Raw genomic sequence first — 18,134 nt, 5'->3', positions numbered from 1 at the left:
AAACAATTTGGTGTATTCTGTTTATTTCTCTAAATATGCCGGAATTCCTATCTCTGTTCGTTTTTCACTTTTCCAATCAATGACTTTCATTTTCTCAAAATAAATAAGCTTTCAATAAACTTTTTTAAAATAAACAAGTAAAGGTGAAAGCATAAAAAAAATACAACTCTTTATTGATGCATATTACTTGTTATAGTGATGCAACAATTGACTTTTGTTCCTTGTTATCTCATTGAAAAGGTTATAAAAAATGAAGCAACGTAAGTTTCTTACACGTTTTGAGATCAATTCTATTTTGAAACAAACAAAGGAAGGACGGTATCCAGAAAGAGATTACTGTATGTTTTTAATGTGTTTTTTACATGGATTTCGCGTTAGTGAGCTATGTAGATTAACCCTCAGTGATATTGATTTAGAAAGTCGGATACTCTATGTCAGGCGTTTGAAGGGGGGGTTATCTACAACGCAGCCAATTATTGAAGAGGAGTATGAAGCGTTAGTTAACTGGTTGAAAAAAAGGGAAACATGGAGAGAAGCAGATTCTGAATGGGTCTTTTTATCTCAAAAAACAGGTCCAATTTCGCGCCAACAAGTCTATGGGTTACTTCGCCGTTTAGGTAAAAAAGCTAATGTATCCATTACTCCTCACCCCCATATGCTGCGCCATGCGTGTGGTTATGCACTAGCAGATTTAGGTAGAGATACCCGTTTAATTCAGGATTACTTGGGACATCGCAATATTTCACATACTGTTATCTATACTGCAAGTAATTCAAAACGCTTTGTTCACATTTGGGATATAAGAAATTAACAATTATTATTTTATTAATACACTCTATGAAGATTAATACACTAAATATAGCAGGCTATATTTTTTCAATAAGAATAAAGTTAATTTTTAATATAATTAAGAAATTTAGGATTTGTTTTATACTAAATAAATAACTGCGATCGTAGATATTAATAAGTTATTAATAATTCCTTTTTAATTAAAGAATGATTCAATATAAGTATTCATTTTATGACTATCTTTATTGGTCAATAATAAAATTAATATCAGTGATTATTTATTAATAACACTAAACATTAATCGTTTGAATTTTGAACAACAAATAAGGGCTTAATTTAAAGATAACTTTGATTCTTTAATTTGTATTCATTTGTATACCAACACACGCTTTCATATCTCACTATCCCCAGCGTTATCGTTTGGGGATAGTTATGAATTATCTTAAAAAAACACCATTATCCTTTTACACAAACAACCTGTCGTAGTGTATGAACAACCTCAACAAGTGATAACTGGGCCTTCATAACAGCATCAATATCCTTATAAGCCATCGGAATTTCATCAATCACATCTTCATCTTTTCGACATTCCACATGTGCTGTTGCTCGAATTTGGTCTTCAACACTAAAGGTTTTTTTCGCAGCTGTTCGGCTCATTACGCGCCCTGCGCCATGGCTACATGAACAGAAACTTTCGGCATTTCCCTTACCTCTAACAATAAAGCTCTTCGCTCCCATTGAACCCGGAATGATCCCCATTTCGCCTTTTTGAGCCGAAACTGCCCCTTTTCGAGTCACCAGTACCTCTTCACCAAAGTGCATTTCTTTTTGCACATAATTATGGTGGCAGTTCACTGCCTGTTGTTGGGTCGTAAAAGGTTTCGTTATTTCTGTTGATAATGCCGCCAACACGCGTTCCATCATAATTTCACGGTTATGTCGGGCAAAATCCTGTGCCCATTCTACGGCTTCTATATAGTCATCATAGAAAAGCGTTCCTTCTTTTAAGTACGCTAAATTTTTATCTGGCAAGTTAGCGATATGTTCTCTCATGTCTTCTTGTGCCATTTGTATAAATAACGTACCGATGGCATTACCCACACCACGAGATCCACTATGTAGCATTACCCAAACATTATCTGCTTCATCAAGGCACAACTCGATAAAGTGGTTTCCTGTTCCTAATGTACCTAGGTGACGATAGTTATTCGTATTTCGTAAACGTGGATACTTATCAGTTAAAACCTTAAAACGCCCTTCAAGTTGTTGCCAATGTTGATCAACAAGTTTAGGTGGGTTCTTCCATGAACCACGATCGTTCCCTGACTGATAACTTGTTCGTCCATGAGGTACTGCTCTTTCTATTGCCGTTCTTATGGCAAACAAATTATCTGGCAGATCATTTGCGTGTAATGATGTTTTTACCGCAATCATTCCACATCCAATATCCACACCAACAGCAGCCGGAATAATCGCACCTTTTGTTGGAATAACACTTCCTATTGTTGAACCTTTCCCTAAGTGAACATCGGGCATTACTGCCATATGTTTAAAAATAAAAGGCATCTTGGCGGTATTGATAAGTTGCTTTAGAGCATCTGCTTCAACAGGTACACCATTTGTCCACATTTTGATTTCAGCAGTCCCTGCTTCTTTTATTATTTGATGATCCAATATCATGCCTGTGCTCCTTTAATTTGTACTAGCCCGTTTAATACTTGGTCTAAACCACCATAAACGGAAATCTTATCAATACGTTCTGCAATACGTTCTACGGTTTCTAGCTCTTTTAATCGTAGAGCTACTGGATTGTTTTCCATCACTTTTGCCGTATTTAATAAAGAACGTGTCGCGGATGTTTCTTCTCTTCGACGTATAACATTAGCCTGAGCTGATTTTTCAGCCTCAACCACCTGTGCTAAAATCGTTTTCATTTCGCCCGGTAAAACAATGTCTTTTACCCCTAATGAAGCCACTTCAATACCATATCCTTTAGTTACTTCACTGATTTTTTCACTCACTAAACTATCAATCAGTGTTTTATTTTCTAATAACTCATCCAATGTTCTTGTTCCTACGGCTTCACGTAACGCAAACTGCAACTCTTTATATAAGAATTCAAGAGGTGAACTCAGTAGTTGGTATGCTGAAAGCACGTCGCGATAACGCCAACTCGCTGACAGATTAATGCGTAAGGTCACTTTATCTTTCGTTAAAATCTCTTGGCCACTTACATCGAGTGTTTGCAAGCGCATATCAACGACTTCAACATCAACTTTGTGCTGATAACGCCAATAACCTTTTAATCCAGGTGGTAATAGTGATTGAGTTTCACCATTAACACGGATAATGCCAGCATGCCATGTCGGAATATCTACACTTAATACACCTTCACTGCCTTTTATCGTCTGGTTACGTAATTTTGGATGCTGTAATTTTTTAACCAAAGCTGGAGAAACTTCCAATTCATTTGCTGACAACACTTCCATTGAGCGCTGTGCATAATTCCAATAGAGTCGGCGAGCACTCGGCGCTAAGATCTCTTTGAGTGAGCCATTTTCATAAAGTAAGCCAATCTCTTCATCAGATAGCACAATATCAAAACAATATTCACTCACCCATTCTGGATGATATTGGCGTAAAAACTCAGCTTTTTCCCTTTCAATTGCAGGGCCGTTCAATTCCACCAGATCAACACTTAATTGACGGCGAAGATCGAAAAATTTATGTTCACCCACAGTTAGGACATCAATATATTCATCGTCCTTTTTTAATAAACCCAGTTGTCCCTGTTTCACTTTTATTGTTGTTCTTATCATCATTTCTTCCCTTTTCTCTTCTTTATTATTGGCTTTCTTTTATTACCATTTTTATCGTGACTTGCTTTCCACGAACAAACTTGGCGAAATCGAAGGGAAAACAAGAGAGGAACGATACTTTGTTTGTCTCTTCTTCTGCCTTCAATCCAGCGTAGTTGCTGGTGGATAAACAAGGTGACGATACTGCTGTCACAACGATTTTTTATATTTAATTTTACATTTGGATTTGTAATGGTTTTGGTGTCAGGAATCGAACCTGAAAATAACCCTCTTCACCTACAGAGTCTCGATGTGGAGGAACACATTTAGATAACACCACAAAGTGTTCTTTATGTGCCTACCAGATTTAAAACCTGCTCAAGACATTAATAATATTGCCAAGATCGTGCCAAGTTTTTAAATTCCACTAAAAATATTTTTAACCATATGTTTTAATTAATTAAAATATTTTCATTGTGATTTTCAAATATTTAACCGTTGAATTAAAAACAATAAAAACTTATCTTTTTATCTATACTCTTATAAATATAGATAAAAAATAAGTAGGGATAACTTAATGAAACGCAAAGTGGTGATTGGTGTTTTAGGCACAACATTAGATAAACGAGGTAAAAGCCATAAAAGATGGAACTCATGGCGTCCAACAATTTCGATTTGCCATCAAAAAGATTTTCCCGTTAGCCGATTGGTCATGATCCATCAACCCAATGATTCAATATTAGCGTCAAAAATCATTGAAGATATTCATACTGTCTCCCCTGATACAGAAGTATTACCTTACGAAATTGATATTTGTGATCCTTGGGATCTGGAAGAGGTTTACAGTCACTTTCTTGATTTTGCAGTGAATTATCCATTTGATACTGAAAATGAAGAATATTATGTCCATATTACAACGGGTACTCACATCGCTCAGATTTGCTGGTTTTTACTGACTGAAGCACACTACTTACCTGCAAAACTATTACAAACTTCCCCTTCTTCTAAAATCGAAAATGAAGATGGTATCAAAACAGTACAATCAGCCACGGGGAGTTATTCTGTTATTGATCTTGATTTAAGCCGTTATACAAAACTAACGAGCCGATTCGAGCACTACCATAATGAGTCACTCTCTTTCTTAAAATCAGGGATAGCCACACGCAACGAACGTTTTAATGCTTTAATTGCTCAGATTGAGCGAGTGGCATTACGCTCTGTTGCACCCATTTTATTAACAGGCCCCACAGGAGCCGGGAAATCATTCCTTGCTCAGCGTATTTATGAATTACGGCAGTCTCGCCATTTTGTAAAAGGTCGTTTTATTGCTGTTAACTGCGCCACTTTGCGCGGTGATAACGCCATGTCTACATTATTTGGTCATGTGAAAGGTGCATTTACAGGTGCATTGCAAGCCAGACAAGGATTATTAAGAGAAGCCGATAAAGGGATTTTATTTCTTGATGAAATTGCGGAATTAGGACTTGATGAACAAGCAATGTTGCTGAAAGCAATAGAAGAGAAATCTTTTTATCCTTATGGCTCCGATACTGAAGTTCAAAGCGATTTTCAGCTAATTGCGGGAACGCATCGAGATATAGACAAACAAATTGCAAAAGGGCTTTTTCGTGAAGATCTCTATGCGAGGATCAACTTATGGTCTTTTTCACTGCCTGGTTTAGCCGATCGTAAAGAGGATATTGAGCCTAACATCGATTATGAATTGCATCACTTTGCCAAGCTTTATCAAAAGGCAATCCGCTTTAACTCTGATGCGAAATCACACTATATTCGATTTGCAACATCTGAACAGGCATTATGGCGTGGTAATTTCCGTGAACTTAGTGCTAGTATAACGCGAATGGCAACACTTGCCGAAAATGGTCGTATTACCCTTCCTCTTGTTGATGAAGAAATTAATCGTTTAAAACAAAATTGGGGAGTTACTTCCTCTTCTTTGTTTAGTAGTACTGATATTGATCTTTTCGATCTTAGCCAACTCAATACAGTTATCAAAATATGCCAGCAATCATCAACACTCTCAGAAGCCGGTAGAAAACTTTTCGCAGTATCAAGACAAAATAAAAAACAACCCAATGATGCCGATCGCCTACGTAAGTATCTTGCGAAATTCGATTTAAGTTGGGAACAAATTCGACATGGAGAATAATATTTCATTATGGAGCTCACTTTTTTAGGCACTAACGCAGGTGTCCCTTCTAAAGATCGCAATGTCACCAGTATGGTGCTTGATTTACAAAATAAACAAAAAAGTATGTGGATGTTTGATTGTGGTGAAGCGACACAACATCAAATATTGCATACCCGCGTAAAATTACCGCGTTTAAATAAAATTTTTATTACCCACTTACATGGCGATCATATTTTTGGTTTGCCAGGATTACTTTGTAGTCGCTCAATGGGAGGAACCGAAACACTTTTAACAGTGTATGGCCCGACGGGTATCAAAGCCTTTATAGAAACGGCGTTGACATTAAGCCAATCCTATTTAACTTACCCTATTAATATTGTTGAAATTGACGAAGCGGGCTTTCTATTTGAAGGGGAAGGTATGAAAGTGAGTTGTGAAGCACTTTATCATCCTGTACCTTGTTTTGGTTATCGCTTAGAAGAAGAAAACAGCCCAGGTAAATTAAATGCAGAAAAACTGAAAATTGACAATATTCCTGCGGGCGCTTGGTTACAAGAGTTAAAACAAGGTAAAACCATTACATTGCCAGATGGAAGGGTCGTTGACGGCAAAGAGTATATTGGCCCTGAAATAAAAGGACGCTGTATTGCTATTTTTGGTGATACACAACCCACACCAAATGCATTAAAACTGGCTAATAATGCAGATGTTATTGTTCATGAAGCGACGTTTAAACATGAAATGGCAGAGCAAGCTAATAGCCGTGGACACTCAACAACGGTACAAGCGGCACAATTAGCCAAAGACGCTAATGCCAAAAAGCTGATTATCACGCATATTAGTAGTCGCTATTCCCCCGAAGACTGTGTTGAGTTACTCAATGAAAGCCAACAGATCTTTAGCCATACTGAAATGGCTTCTGATTTTGAGGTATTTAAGTTGTAATTACGCTTTCACTAAATAACAGTGGCGATATTATGTCGCCATTGTTATGGCTCATACTTCAATCATCGACGTATATTTTAGTTAGTTATCTATAACGTCGTGCGTTTTATCTTCCCATCTTGCAAAATAAAATTAACTTTTCCATCCCAGAATTCAGCTAAGAAAATATCTTCTGGTTTCTCAATATGCTGATTTTTCATCTCATCTTGAAGCCATGCTTCATCTTTTTCTATTTGCGCTAATTCTGATGTTCGAATAACACCATCTTTCATAACAATAATCGAAGGCATTTTTGCACCGTCACATACCACAGTAATTTGTCCATCAGGTTCAATTTGCGCGTAATTGACCTCTTGAAATGAGTGAATGCCTTGAGCATGAAGACGAGACGTTATGTTTAAAATGTCTATTTTGTTCTTTTTCTCCATGATGTTTTCCATTATAAACTCGCCCTTCTTTATAATGAGAATAGGATTACCAATAGTCACTGCACGGAAAAAATTGAATCGCTTACTGATATAATTAAGCAAAGAGATAAAACAGACACCAATTAAGAAGACGATAATATATTGATAAAGAGGGATCGCATCAGTGTAAATCACTCCCCCCATAATGCCACCGAGTACAAAATTACCAATAAAATCAATAGGTGTTAATTGAGATAGTTGTGTTTTACCTGATAAATTCATATGGGCTAATATGATAGTAAAACCAATAATAAATTTGATAATAACCAGAAAGTAATATTCCATTTGCGTCTCATATTTCCAATAATTTCTGCACTTATTATTATAAAGCAGAAAATCTCTTCCAGATAAAAATCTAAATTATTTTTGATGATATTTGACTAAGAAAAAACACTTAATATACTTAGGTTTGTTGATTTTAAGACTCACACTATACTTATTACGATGATTTATTCGTAATCTCTTACTATCAACTCAATAGCTTCTCGCCTTTTCTAGTTCTTACGCGGGATATCACTGAATTGTTTTTGAACACACATTTTGGAGAAAAAAATGAATAAAAAACTACTTACTTCATTGGTTCTAGCGGGTCTTGTTACAATTACAGCAGGTTGTGATGATTCATCTAAAAAAGTTGATGAAGGTATTGATAAGGCAAAAGAAACAGCAACTCAAGTAACTGAAACAGCACAAGATAAAGCCAAAGAGTTGACAGATCAAGCCAAAGATAAAGCAGCCGACTTGAAAGAAGATGCATCCGCAAAAGCAGATGAATTAACACAACAAGCTCAAGAGCTAAAAGATAAAGCTGAACAAAAAGTGACTGAGCTAAAAGCGCAAGCTGATGAAAAAACAGATGCCCTAAAAGAGAGCATTTCACAAAAAACCGATGAGCTAAAAGATGCAAGTGCTGCGAAAGCAGAAGAAATTAAGCAAAGCCTAGAAGCTGAAAGCAATAAATTATCTGAAAAAGCCGCAGAGCTAAAACAAGATGCGAGTAAAACAGCAGATAACCTGATGCAAGAAGCAGACAACAAGATTGATCAGCTAAAAGGTGATGCATCAAAAACCAGCGATGATGTGAAACAACAAGCTCAAGAGACTGAAAATAAAGCACTTGATAAAGCGGATCAATTAACGGATCAAGCCAAACAAAAAATTGATGATTTAAAAACTGAAAACAAATAATCTGATTTCAGTTTTTTTGATGGATCTAGAGCCAGTAAATTTTTACTGGCTTTTTTTGTACAAAAAAAAGACAAGGGTTGATCGGATAAGCAATAAATGTAACCATATTCTCCTTTTTTCAACAGGAGAAACCTATTAAAGAGCGAAAGCATCTAATATAAAAAGTTATTAATGAATTGTTTTAATTGAATTTTTCTTCATATTACGGAAAAAATAATTTACTTCCGTTCTTTTATAAAACATCTTTCCAACTTGGTGTTTTATTCAAATTTTCTTATGAACTTTTCTTTTCTGATGACATAAGCAATCAGAAAGTGGGTAGCGAAAAGTCTCTTTCTAGGAAAATAACAAAAAATAGGTTAACTATGAGTCAACAAAACGATATAACCCCTCAAAAAGTTAGGATGAAAATTAATCCTCCCGTTTTTTATACATCGGCACTGTTAATTTTACTGGTCGTTGGTTTCTCTGCGTTATTTCCAGAGTTGGCCAATGATAAGTTAGGTCATCTTCAGGAAAACCTCTTCACAAATGCGAGCTGGTTCTACATTCTAGCCGTTGCATTGGTTTTGCTGAGTGTGACTTATTTAGGCCTTTCTCGTTTTGGTCAAATCAAGTTAGGGCCAGATCATGCTCGCCCTCATTTTAGCTATTTTGCTTGGTTTGCCATGCTCTTTTCAGCAGGAATGGGGATTGGTTTAATGTTCTTTGGTGTTGCTGAACCTGTTATGCATTACCTTATGCCTCCGACAGGTGAAGCTCAAACCATCGAAGCCGCTAAAGAAGCAATGCGATTAACCTTTTTCCATTGGGGATTACATGCATGGGCAATTTATGCCATTGTCGCTTTGATCTTAGCTTTTTTCTCTTATCGTCATGGTTTACCGTTAACATTGCGCTCTGCACTTTACCCCATTATTGGTGATCGCATACATGGCCCCATTGGTCATGCCGTCGATATTTTTGCCGTTATGGGAACCGTATTTGGTGTTGCAACTTCTCTTGGATTTGGTGTTCTGCAAGTTAATGCAGGTTTAAACCATCTTTTTAATGTACCCATTAATCCAACTGTGCAAGTTATATTAATTGTTGTGATAACAGGACTTGCAACTATTTCAGTTGTTTCTGGGTTAGAAAAAGGTATCCGCTTTTTATCTGAACTTAACTTAGGATTAGCGGTAATTCTTCTTTTATTAGTCATTATTCTTGGTCCAACCGTATTAATATTAAAATCATTTGTTGAGAATACGGGGGGATATCTATCCGAAATTGTCAGTAAAACTTTTAATCTTTATGCATACGAGCCAAAATCGAGTGACTGGTTAGGAGGATGGACTCTGCTTTATTGGGGGTGGTGGCTTTCATGGTCCCCATTTGTAGGGATGTTTATTGCCCGCATTTCTCGTGGTCGAACTATTCGTGAGTTTGTTGTGGGGGTTCTTTTTGTTCCTGCTGGCTTTACCTTACTTTGGATGACTGTTTTTGGTAATACGGCTATTCATTTAATCAAAGATAAAGGTGCAGAAGCCCTCGCAAATATCGTACAACAAGATGTGTCATTGGCTTTATTTGAGTTCTTAAATTATTTCCCATTTTCATCCGTTTTATCCTTTTTTGCGATGTTGATGGTCGTTGTCTTCTTTGTGACTTCAGCTGACTCGGGTGCTATGGTCGTTGATACTTTAGCTTCAGGTGGCGATAGTGAAACACCTGTGTGGCAACGTATTTTCTGGGCAGGCTTAATGGGGGTTTCTGCAATCACCTTATTATTAGCGGGTGGTTTAACCGCGCTACAAACGGTCACCATTGCAAGTGCACTTCCCTTCTCAATGGTATTGCTTGCTTCTATTTATGGACTAATAAAAGCATTGCGAGTGGATGTATATAAACGTGATAGCCAACAGCTAACGACAATTGCACCACCAGCAAGCCGTAATCCGATCCCTTGGCAACGTCGTTTAAGAAATATTGCCTATTTTCCTAAACGTTCTCATGTAAAACGTTTTATGGATGAAGTCATTCAGCCATCAATGGAAATGGTCTCTGCGGAACTAAGTAAGCAAGCAACTCAATGTATTATCCATAACGAGGAAGATGATCGAATTGGTTTTGAAGTCGATTTAGGCGATGACATGAATTTCTTCTATGAGGTTCGCCTGCGTTTTTATACTCAACCGGCCTTTGCTTTAGCGGGACTAAGTGATGAAGAGAGAGACGAAGAGCATAAATATTATCGCGCTGAAATTCACTTAAAAGAAGGTGGACAAGATTACGATGTAATGGGTTGGACGAAAGAGCAAATCATTCACGATATTCTTGATCAGTACGAAAAACATATCCACTTCTTACATGTATTGGGTAAACAGTAATATTATCTAAGTCATAACAAACAAAAAGGAGATGCCATTGTATCTCCTTTTTTATTATCAAAATAAATTATTTCTCTGATTGTTCGATATCATCTGGATTTAATGCAATCAGCTCTTTTAATAACCCAGATAGGCGTTGTAACTTCTCAGTCGAAAACTTTTGCTCAAGTAATTGATAGCCTTCTTCAATTTTAGGCTGAATTTTATCGTATAAACTTTGTCCATTGGCAGACAGTGAAACGAAAAGTTTACGTTGGTCACTCACAGGTTTTAAACGACAAATTAGCTCATCTCTTTCCATTCTAATAAGAATACCCGTTAGACTTGGTCGAAGAATACACGATTTTTGTGCTAATTCGTGGAAATCAATAGAGCGTTTATCCGCAAGTACGCGAATGATCCGCCACTGCTGTTCTGTCAGATTATGCTCTTTGAGAACAGGTCGAAAAAAACCCATCGCAGATTCCCGTGCTTGTAATAGCGCGATAGTTAATGATTCATGCATAATCAAGAAGCTCTTTATATGGTGTTATAGGTGAAATGACAAAATATCACTCAATATAGACAGTGAAAAAGTACCGCTGCTTATGGTTTATAAAATGACTATATTCTAAGAATAGACTAATTGTTACAATTATTCATATTAACAAATAAATAAAGTTGACTCAATTTTTGCAATTTTATTCCCTTTGTGCAATTTATCACCCATGCTTCTTTTCGTGTTTATTTCATATTCTGCAACATCTTGACCTATACGCAATTTTCATCAATTGGCAATTTGTGTTATCCCTCAGCCAATCCCCAAAAGTAGCCTGATTTGCCTATTATCCTACCTTTAAATTAGAAATAATGACGCTTAGCGATAAGGTTGTCTCACAGTTTTTTGAGATAAAGTTAACAGGTTGTAACAAAGAAAGATTGCTATCTTTGTTTATGCGCGGTAGCGTTACGGCTTTAAAACAACGCAACAAAGAAACCGGCAATACCATTACAACTTTGTTAGCGGAATAGTTAGGTGATTTTTTAGTTATCTGACTAATAATTATTTTAAGTGAAGACGCCCACAGACGAGAAGTCTGGCAGTAGGAGTAAATAATGTCTGAGGAAAAACAGGCTAACCCACTTTTTCGGGATGCAATGGCAAGCTTAGGCGCTGCGGTCAATATCGTGGCAACAAATGGCGATGCGGGATGTTGTGGCTTAACAGCAACAGCAGTATGTTCCGTTACTGATAATCCACCTACCGTGATGGTTTGCATCAACAGTAAAAGTCAGATGAACTCTATTTTTCAAGAGAATGGAAAATTGAGTATCAATATATTGAATCATGAGCAAGAAGAAATGGCATGTCATTTCGCCGGTATGACAGGGCTCGCGATGGCAGATCGCTTTACCCAACCAGGATGGCAAAACGGACAATTACAACAACCCGTATTAACTAATGCGCTTGCCTGCCTTGAAGGTGATATTTATGATGTGCGCCAAGTCGGTACACATTTTGTTTATATGACCGAAATTAAGAATATTTCAGTACGTGAAGATGGTGATGGACTTATTTATTTCAAACGTCGTTTCCATTCTGTTAAAAATGAACAAGTACCAATCTCTGTTTAACTTTCGCTTATTTTGCCTCAAGATAAAAACGCACTTTTAATAAGGGCGTTTTTTATTGATTATAATCACAACAAAAAATTAAATATTTATTTATATTAAGTGAATACTTATTTAATTAAATAACATTAGCTGACTTTTAGATATTTATTAAATATTTATTAACATCTGTTTGTTATAAAAGAATATTTTTTAATTATAGTGAAAAAATTCTTTCTAGAATCAATCAGTCACATAATCAAGAATATTTCCCCTCCACTTTTTCCCTTTATCTTTATTTAATTCACTCAGATTAAAATATAAACAAACAATAATCTTACTGGTTATATTTTATACCAAACATCAATTAAATGACTTTATTTGAAAATAAACTAATGAATATTTTTTTCAATCTGGTATTAATCTTACCTACAGTGTGATCAACCTTTGAGAAGTCATTCTATCAATATATTAGTCTACTCGACTTGCTGATTACCTTCTTAAATTTACAAACATCACTCTAAATGCGACAGATAATGTTACCGTTGTGTAACATTCCTCGTGAATGTGAGTAAATAACATCGTTGTTGAAAATAAATAATAATTAGGGGCATTACAGATATGGATAAACCCGCTCAAGTCGGTTTATTACAACAACCTAAACCATTCTTTATGATTTTCTTTGTAGAATTATGGGAACGTTTTGGTTACTACGGCGTACAAGGTATTCTTGCCGTTTATTTTGTTAGTAAACTCGGTTTCTCTCAAGAACAGGCTTTCATTACTTTTGGTGCATTCTCTGCACTGGTTTATGGGCTTATTTCTATTGGTGGTTATGTTGGTGACCACTTATTAGGAACAAAACGAACAATTGTTTTAGGTGCTATTGTCTTGGCTATCGGTTATTTCATGACTGGTATGTCAATTATGTATCCTAATTTAATTTTCTATGCATTAGGAACTATCGCAGTAGGTAATGGTTTATTTAAAGCCAACCCTGCCAGCCTATTAGCAAAATGTTATCCACCTAAAGATCCGCGTCTTGATGGCGCATTTACGCTATTTTATATGTCGATTAATATCGGCTCATTAATTTCTTTATCTATCGCCCCTGTACTTGCAGAACGTTACGGATATGCACTAACTTATAATATCTGTGGTGTTGGCTTGATCATGGCGTTATTAGTTTATTTCTTCTGTCGTAAAATGGTTGCTAATATTGGTTCTGAACCAGACCATTTACCAATGAGCTTTAGCAAACTGTTATTAGTTATTGCTGGCTCAATTGCGATGGTATTTGCTTGTGCATGGTTACTGCACAACGTGATGATTGCGAATATCGTTTTAGTCAGTCTGTCTGTTATTGTTGTCTTCATTTATTTCCGTGAAGCTTTTAAACAAAAAGACAGAGTTGCTCGTAATAAAATGTATGTTGCATTTGTTCTGATGTTAGAAGCTGTTGTTTTCTACATTCTGTATGCACAGATGCCAACTTCACTGAACTTCTTTGCTATTCATAACGTTCACCACACACTTTTAGGCTTTGATATTAACCCTGTAAGTTTCCAAGCACTAAATCCATTCTGGATCATTGTTGCTAGCCCAATCCTTGCTATCGCATACAGCCATTTTGGCGCAAAAGGTAAAGACTTATCAATGCCAGCGAAATTTACCGCGGGTATGCTTCTGTGCTCGTTAGGATTCCTTACTGCGGCAGCATCAGGCATGTGGTTTGCCGATGCTCAAGGCTTAACTTCACCTTGGTTTATCGTTTTGGTTTATTTATTCCAGAGCTTAGGTGAACTGATGATCAGTGCGTTAGGTTTAGCAATGGTTGCAGCGTTCGTACCGCAATACATGATGGGTTTTATTTTAGGTATGTGGTTCTTAACACAAGCAACGGCTTACCTGTTAGGCGGTTATGTAGCAACCTTCACCGCAGCACCAGAAGGAATTACTGATCCACTACAGACATTACCTATTTACACTGATGTGTTTGGTAAAATAGGTATTGTGACCTTAATTGTAGGTATCGTTATGTGGGCAACCGTACCTTTATTAAATCGTATGATGAAAGAAGAAAGCAAAGACGCTAAAGTCACTGGCTAATCTTCCAAATAATATATTGCTCGATTTAAGCGTCTATTTATTGATAGGCGCTTTTTTATATCTACTTTATCTCAACGTTAGATTTCATTTCGTATTGGCTAGATATCCCTAATAGAGACTAACCTACATTCCCCTCACACCCAACTTTAATGATAAATATCATCACAACCAAACTACCTAATCATTTTCTATTAGACATAAAAAAACCCGCCAAATCAGCGGGTTTAATTTAATCATTAAGAATGACTCAATTACAGAACGTCAACTGAATTCAGTTCTTTAAATGCTTGTTCTAAACGAACAACCATTGATGCTTGTGCTTGACGTAACCAGTTACGTGGATCGTAGTATTTCTTGTTAGGTTTATCAGCACCTTCTGGGTTACCTAATTGGCCTTGCAGGTAGCCTTCGTTCTTTTTGTAGAACTGTAAGATACCATCCCAAGTTGCCCACTGAGTATCAGTATCGATATTCATTTTGATAACGCCATAGCCAACAGCTTCTTTGATTTCTTCTGCTGAAGAACCAGAACCGCCATGGAAAACGAAATCTAAGCTATTGTGTGGCAGATTGAATTTTTCTGATACGTAGTCTTGTGAGTTACGTAGAATTTTTGGCGTTAACTGAACGTTACCTGGTTTATAAACACCATGCACATTACCGAAAGATGCCGCGATAGTGAAACGAGGGCTTACCGCACTCAGTTTTTCGTATGCGTAAGCAACATCTTCTGGTTGAGTATAAAGCGCAGAGCTGTCCATACCTGTGTTATCAACACCGTCTTCTTCACCACCAGTACAGCCTAATTCGATTTCTAAAGTCATATCGATTTTAGCCATACGCGCTAAATATTTAGCACAGATTTCGATGTTTTCTTCTAATGACTCTTCAGATAAGTCAATCATGTGAGAAGAGAACAGTGGTTTACCTGTTTTAGCGTAGTGTTTTTCACCTGCATCTAACAGACCATCAATCCATGGTAATAATTTTTTCGCACAGTGGTCAGTGTGCAAAATAACAGGAACACCGTAGTATTCGGCCATTTGATGCACATGATGAGCACCAGAAATTGCACCTAAAATAGCAGCTTGCTGTGGTACATCAGATTTAAGACCTTTACCTGCGATAAATGCAGCACCACCGTTAGAGAACTGTACAATAACAGGAGAACGAACTTTAGCAGCAGCTTCTAACACAGCATTGATTGAGTCAGTACCTACACAGTTAACCGCAGGCAGAGCAAATTTATTTTCTTTTGCTACTGCAAATACTTTTTGTACATCATCACCAGTGATGACACCCGGTTTCACGAAATCAAAAACTTTAGACATGTAATAAGATCCTATATTTGGAACAGGTAGAAAATAGCTTTCTACCTGTATGAGCTGACTTAATTACTGTTTAGCGCGTTCTTCTAACATTGCAACAGCAGGAAGTTTTTTGCCTTCAACAAATTCTAAGAAAGCACCACCACCGGTTGAAATGTAAGAGATTTTGTCTGCGATATCAAATAAATCAATAGCAGCCAGCGTATCACCACCACCCGCGATAGAGAATGCGTCGCTATCTGCGATTGCATTAGCGATGATTTCTGTACCTTTACGGAAGTTAGGGAATTCAAACACGCCTACTGGGCCATTCCACAGGATAGTTTTCGCATTTTTCAGGATTTCTGCTAAACGCTCTGCAGTCACATCACCGATATCCAGTACTTGTTCATCATCTTTGATGTCGTTTGCTGATTTTAAAACAGCTTCTGCTGTTTCAGAGAATTCAGTCGCAACGCGAACATCACTTGGTACTGGAATATCACATTTTTCCATCAGCTTTTTAGCATCATCAACAAGGTCTGCTTCATATAAAGAGCGACCTACTGGATGACCTTCTGCTGCGATAAAGGTATTTGCGATACCACCACCAACGATTAATTGGTCAGCAATTTTTGATAAAGAATCTAATACAGTCAGTTTAGTTGAAACTTTAGAACCACCAACAATCGCAACCATTGGGCGAGCTGGTTTATCTAATGCTTTACCTAATGCTTCAAGTTCTGCTGATAACAGTGGACCCGCACAAGCAACTTGTGCAAATTTAGCAACGCCATGAGTTGACGCTTGAGCACGATGGGCAGTACCGAATGCATCCATTACGAATACATCACATAATGCAGCGTATTGTTTAGACAGAGTTTCGTCGTCTTTCTTTTCGCCTTTGTTAAAACGAACGTTTTCAAGAACAACTAATTCGCCTGCATTAACCTCAACACCATTTAAATAGTCTTTAGCAAGACTAACTGGTGCAGTTAATTTGTCTTTCAGATAGTCAACAACTGGTTTTAAAGAGAACTCTTCGTTGTACTCACCTTCGGTAGGACGACCTAAGTGAGAAGTTACCATCACTTTAGCGCCTTGTTTTAACGCGGCTTCAATTGTTGGTAAAGAAGCACGGATACGCGCATCTGAAGTCACTTTACCATCTTTAACTGGAACGTTCAGGTCAGCACGGATAAGAACTCGTTTACCCGCTAGGTCTAAATCGGTCATCTTAATTACAGACATGATGAATCCTCTCATTGATTCTCTAAAATTTAGTAATCTTCTGTTCAGTGCGTCGTATTATTACGCGACACCGTCATTAAAACATGATTATTTAAAACCAGTTGCAGCCATTGCTAACGTTGTATCAAGCATTCTGTTAGCAAAGCCCCATTCATTATCACACCAGACTAAAGTCTTGATCAGGTGTTGCCCACTGACTCTTGTTTGTGTGCCATCAACGATTGCACTATGAGGGTCGTGGTTAAAATCAGTTGAGACTAATGGCAATTCTGTGTAATCCACTATACCACGAAATGCGCCAGTTGCTGATTTTTGAATTAACCGATTGACATCTAACACATTTACAGCAGTTTTTACAGTGACACTTAAATCAATTGCCGTCACATTAATTGTAGGAACTCGTACAGAAATTGCCTCAAAATGATCCTTAAATTTCGGGAAAATTCGAGTAATTCCTGCTGCCAACTTCGTATCAACTGGAATAATAGATTGTCCTGCTGCACGAGTACGGCGTAAATCCTTATGATATGCATCAATCACGGGTTGATCGTTCATGGCTGCATGGATTGTTGTTACTGTTCCTGATTCTATATTAAACGCGTCATCCATCATTTTTATAATGGGAATAATGCAATTCGTTGTACAAGATGCGTTTGAAACAATTCGGTGCTCTTTTTTTAGTTCGTGTTGATTGACACCAAAAACGACTGTTGCATCTAAATCGGTTGTACCGGGATGAGAAAAAAGCACTTTCTTTGCACCTTGTGCAATATGTGCTTCGCCATCAGCACGGGAGCCATAAGCACCACTACAATCAAGTACAACATCGATACCAAGTTCACCCCAAGGTAAATCAGTAATATCAGCGTGGTGAAAAAGTCGAATAGTATCATCACCCACTTGCAATAAATCGTTATTAATTCGTACATCCCAAGCAAAACGTCCGTGACTAGAGTCATACTTGAGAAGATGCCCAATACCTTGCGCATCAGCCAATTCATTTATTGCAATAACCGTTATTTCAGCTCGTTTACCTGATTCATAAAGCGCTCTTAACACATTACGCCCTATACGACCAAAACCGTTAATAGCGACTCTGATTGTCATGTGACTCCCTTGATAACTTGTGATTTGCAACCGCTTAGAATAATAGAGCAAGATACTAATCA

Annotated in this window: 15 protein-coding genes; 7 read left to right on the top strand and 8 right to left on the bottom strand. The window is 37.2% G+C overall.

Annotated elements, in window-relative coordinates:
• Window positions 1–250: 250 nt before the first annotated feature.
• The gene (mrpI, locus tag C0T34_RS13985; protein ID WP_098944004.1) at window positions 251–811 is read left to right on the top strand and encodes a phase variation DNA invertase MrpI; all 561 of its coding nucleotides are present in this window, start codon (window positions 251–253) and stop codon (window positions 809–811) included.
• Window positions 812–1,245: 434 nt separating this feature from the next.
• Here mrpI and C0T34_RS13980 read toward each other — a convergent pair whose 3' ends face one another.
• Genes C0T34_RS13980 through C0T34_RS18150 form a run of 3 tightly spaced genes read right to left on the bottom strand, consistent with a single transcriptional unit; the run spans window position 1,246 to window position 3,801 of the window.
• Entirely contained in the window at window positions 1,246–2,469 is a 1,224-nt protein-coding gene (locus C0T34_RS13980; protein WP_098944005.1) for an RtcB family protein, read from the bottom strand.
• Window positions 2,466–3,605, bottom strand: a complete 1,140-nt coding sequence (locus tag C0T34_RS13975) for a slipin family protein (protein WP_162556832.1) — start codon at window positions 3,603–3,605, stop codon at window positions 2,466–2,468. Before C0T34_RS13975 ends, C0T34_RS13980 begins: the two co-directional genes overlap by 4 nt.
• A gap of 28 nt (window positions 3,606–3,633) precedes the next feature.
• A complete protein-coding gene (locus tag C0T34_RS18150) occupies window positions 3,634–3,801 on the bottom strand; it encodes a hypothetical protein (RefSeq protein ID WP_162556831.1) in 168 nt (55 codons plus the stop codon).
• A gap of 363 nt (window positions 3,802–4,164) precedes the next feature.
• On the opposite strand from C0T34_RS18150, the gene rtcR reads away from it, so the two are divergent.
• Window positions 4,165–5,757, top strand: a complete 1,593-nt coding sequence (gene rtcR / locus C0T34_RS13970) for an RNA repair transcriptional activator RtcR (RefSeq protein WP_109850338.1) — start codon at window positions 4,165–4,167, stop codon at window positions 5,755–5,757.
• 9 nt (window positions 5,758–5,766) lie between these two features.
• Entirely contained in the window at window positions 5,767–6,684 is a 918-nt protein-coding gene (gene rnz, locus C0T34_RS13965) for a ribonuclease Z (protein WP_109850337.1), read from the top strand.
• Window positions 6,685–6,773: 89 nt separating this feature from the next.
• On the opposite strand, the gene C0T34_RS13960 is transcribed toward rnz, so the two are convergent.
• The gene (locus C0T34_RS13960) at window positions 6,774–7,436 is read right to left on the bottom strand and encodes a YetF domain-containing protein (RefSeq protein WP_109850336.1); all 663 of its coding nucleotides are present in this window, start codon (window positions 7,434–7,436) and stop codon (window positions 6,774–6,776) included.
• 267 nt (window positions 7,437–7,703) lie between these two features.
• Here C0T34_RS13960 and C0T34_RS13955 point away from each other — a divergent pair, with 267 nt between their 5' ends.
• On the top strand, window positions 7,704–8,339 hold the full coding sequence (locus tag C0T34_RS13955; protein WP_098944008.1) for a hypothetical protein: 636 nt from the start codon (window positions 7,704–7,706) through the stop codon (window positions 8,337–8,339).
• Between the two features lie 365 nt (window positions 8,340–8,704).
• The gene (betT, locus tag C0T34_RS13950; RefSeq protein WP_109850335.1) at window positions 8,705–10,708 is read left to right on the top strand and encodes a choline BCCT transporter BetT; all 2,004 of its coding nucleotides are present in this window, start codon (window positions 8,705–8,707) and stop codon (window positions 10,706–10,708) included.
• A gap of 67 nt (window positions 10,709–10,775) precedes the next feature.
• Here the strand turns inward: betT and hpaR are convergent, their stop codons facing one another.
• The gene (hpaR, locus tag C0T34_RS13945; protein WP_098940981.1) at window positions 10,776–11,213 is read right to left on the bottom strand and encodes a homoprotocatechuate degradation operon regulator HpaR; all 438 of its coding nucleotides are present in this window, start codon (window positions 11,211–11,213) and stop codon (window positions 10,776–10,778) included.
• A gap of 590 nt (window positions 11,214–11,803) precedes the next feature.
• Here hpaR and hpaC point away from each other — a divergent pair.
• Window positions 11,804–12,322 (top strand): 4-hydroxyphenylacetate 3-monooxygenase, reductase component, encoded by a 519-nt coding sequence (gene hpaC / locus C0T34_RS13940; RefSeq protein WP_098944009.1) that lies wholly within the window; start codon window positions 11,804–11,806, stop codon window positions 12,320–12,322.
• Window positions 12,323–12,919: 597 nt separating this feature from the next.
• Complete coding sequence (gene dtpB, locus C0T34_RS13935) at window positions 12,920–14,407, top strand: dipeptide/tripeptide permease DtpB (RefSeq protein WP_098940982.1); 1,488 nt, start codon at window positions 12,920–12,922, stop codon at window positions 14,405–14,407.
• 251 nt (window positions 14,408–14,658) lie between these two features.
• On the opposite strand, the gene fbaA is transcribed toward dtpB, so the two are convergent.
• The 3 genes from fbaA to epd form a co-directional block, all read right to left on the bottom strand.
• The gene (gene fbaA / locus C0T34_RS13930) at window positions 14,659–15,738 is read right to left on the bottom strand and encodes a class II fructose-bisphosphate aldolase (RefSeq protein WP_098940983.1); all 1,080 of its coding nucleotides are present in this window, start codon (window positions 15,736–15,738) and stop codon (window positions 14,659–14,661) included.
• A 63-nt stretch (window positions 15,739–15,801) separates the two neighbouring features.
• The gene (pgk, locus tag C0T34_RS13925) at window positions 15,802–16,965 is read right to left on the bottom strand and encodes a phosphoglycerate kinase (RefSeq protein ID WP_098940984.1); all 1,164 of its coding nucleotides are present in this window, start codon (window positions 16,963–16,965) and stop codon (window positions 15,802–15,804) included.
• 87 nt (window positions 16,966–17,052) lie between these two features.
• Entirely contained in the window at window positions 17,053–18,072 is a 1,020-nt protein-coding gene (gene epd, locus C0T34_RS13920; protein WP_098940985.1) for an erythrose-4-phosphate dehydrogenase, read from the bottom strand.
• Between the last annotated feature and the right edge of the window lie 62 nt (window positions 18,073–18,134).

It is taken from the genome of Proteus sp. CA142267 (genome assembly GCF_003336825.1).
Lineage (GTDB): Bacteria > Pseudomonadota > Gammaproteobacteria > Enterobacterales > Enterobacteriaceae > Proteus > Proteus terrae.
This window is presented reverse-complemented; position numbering and strand designations above follow the sequence as displayed.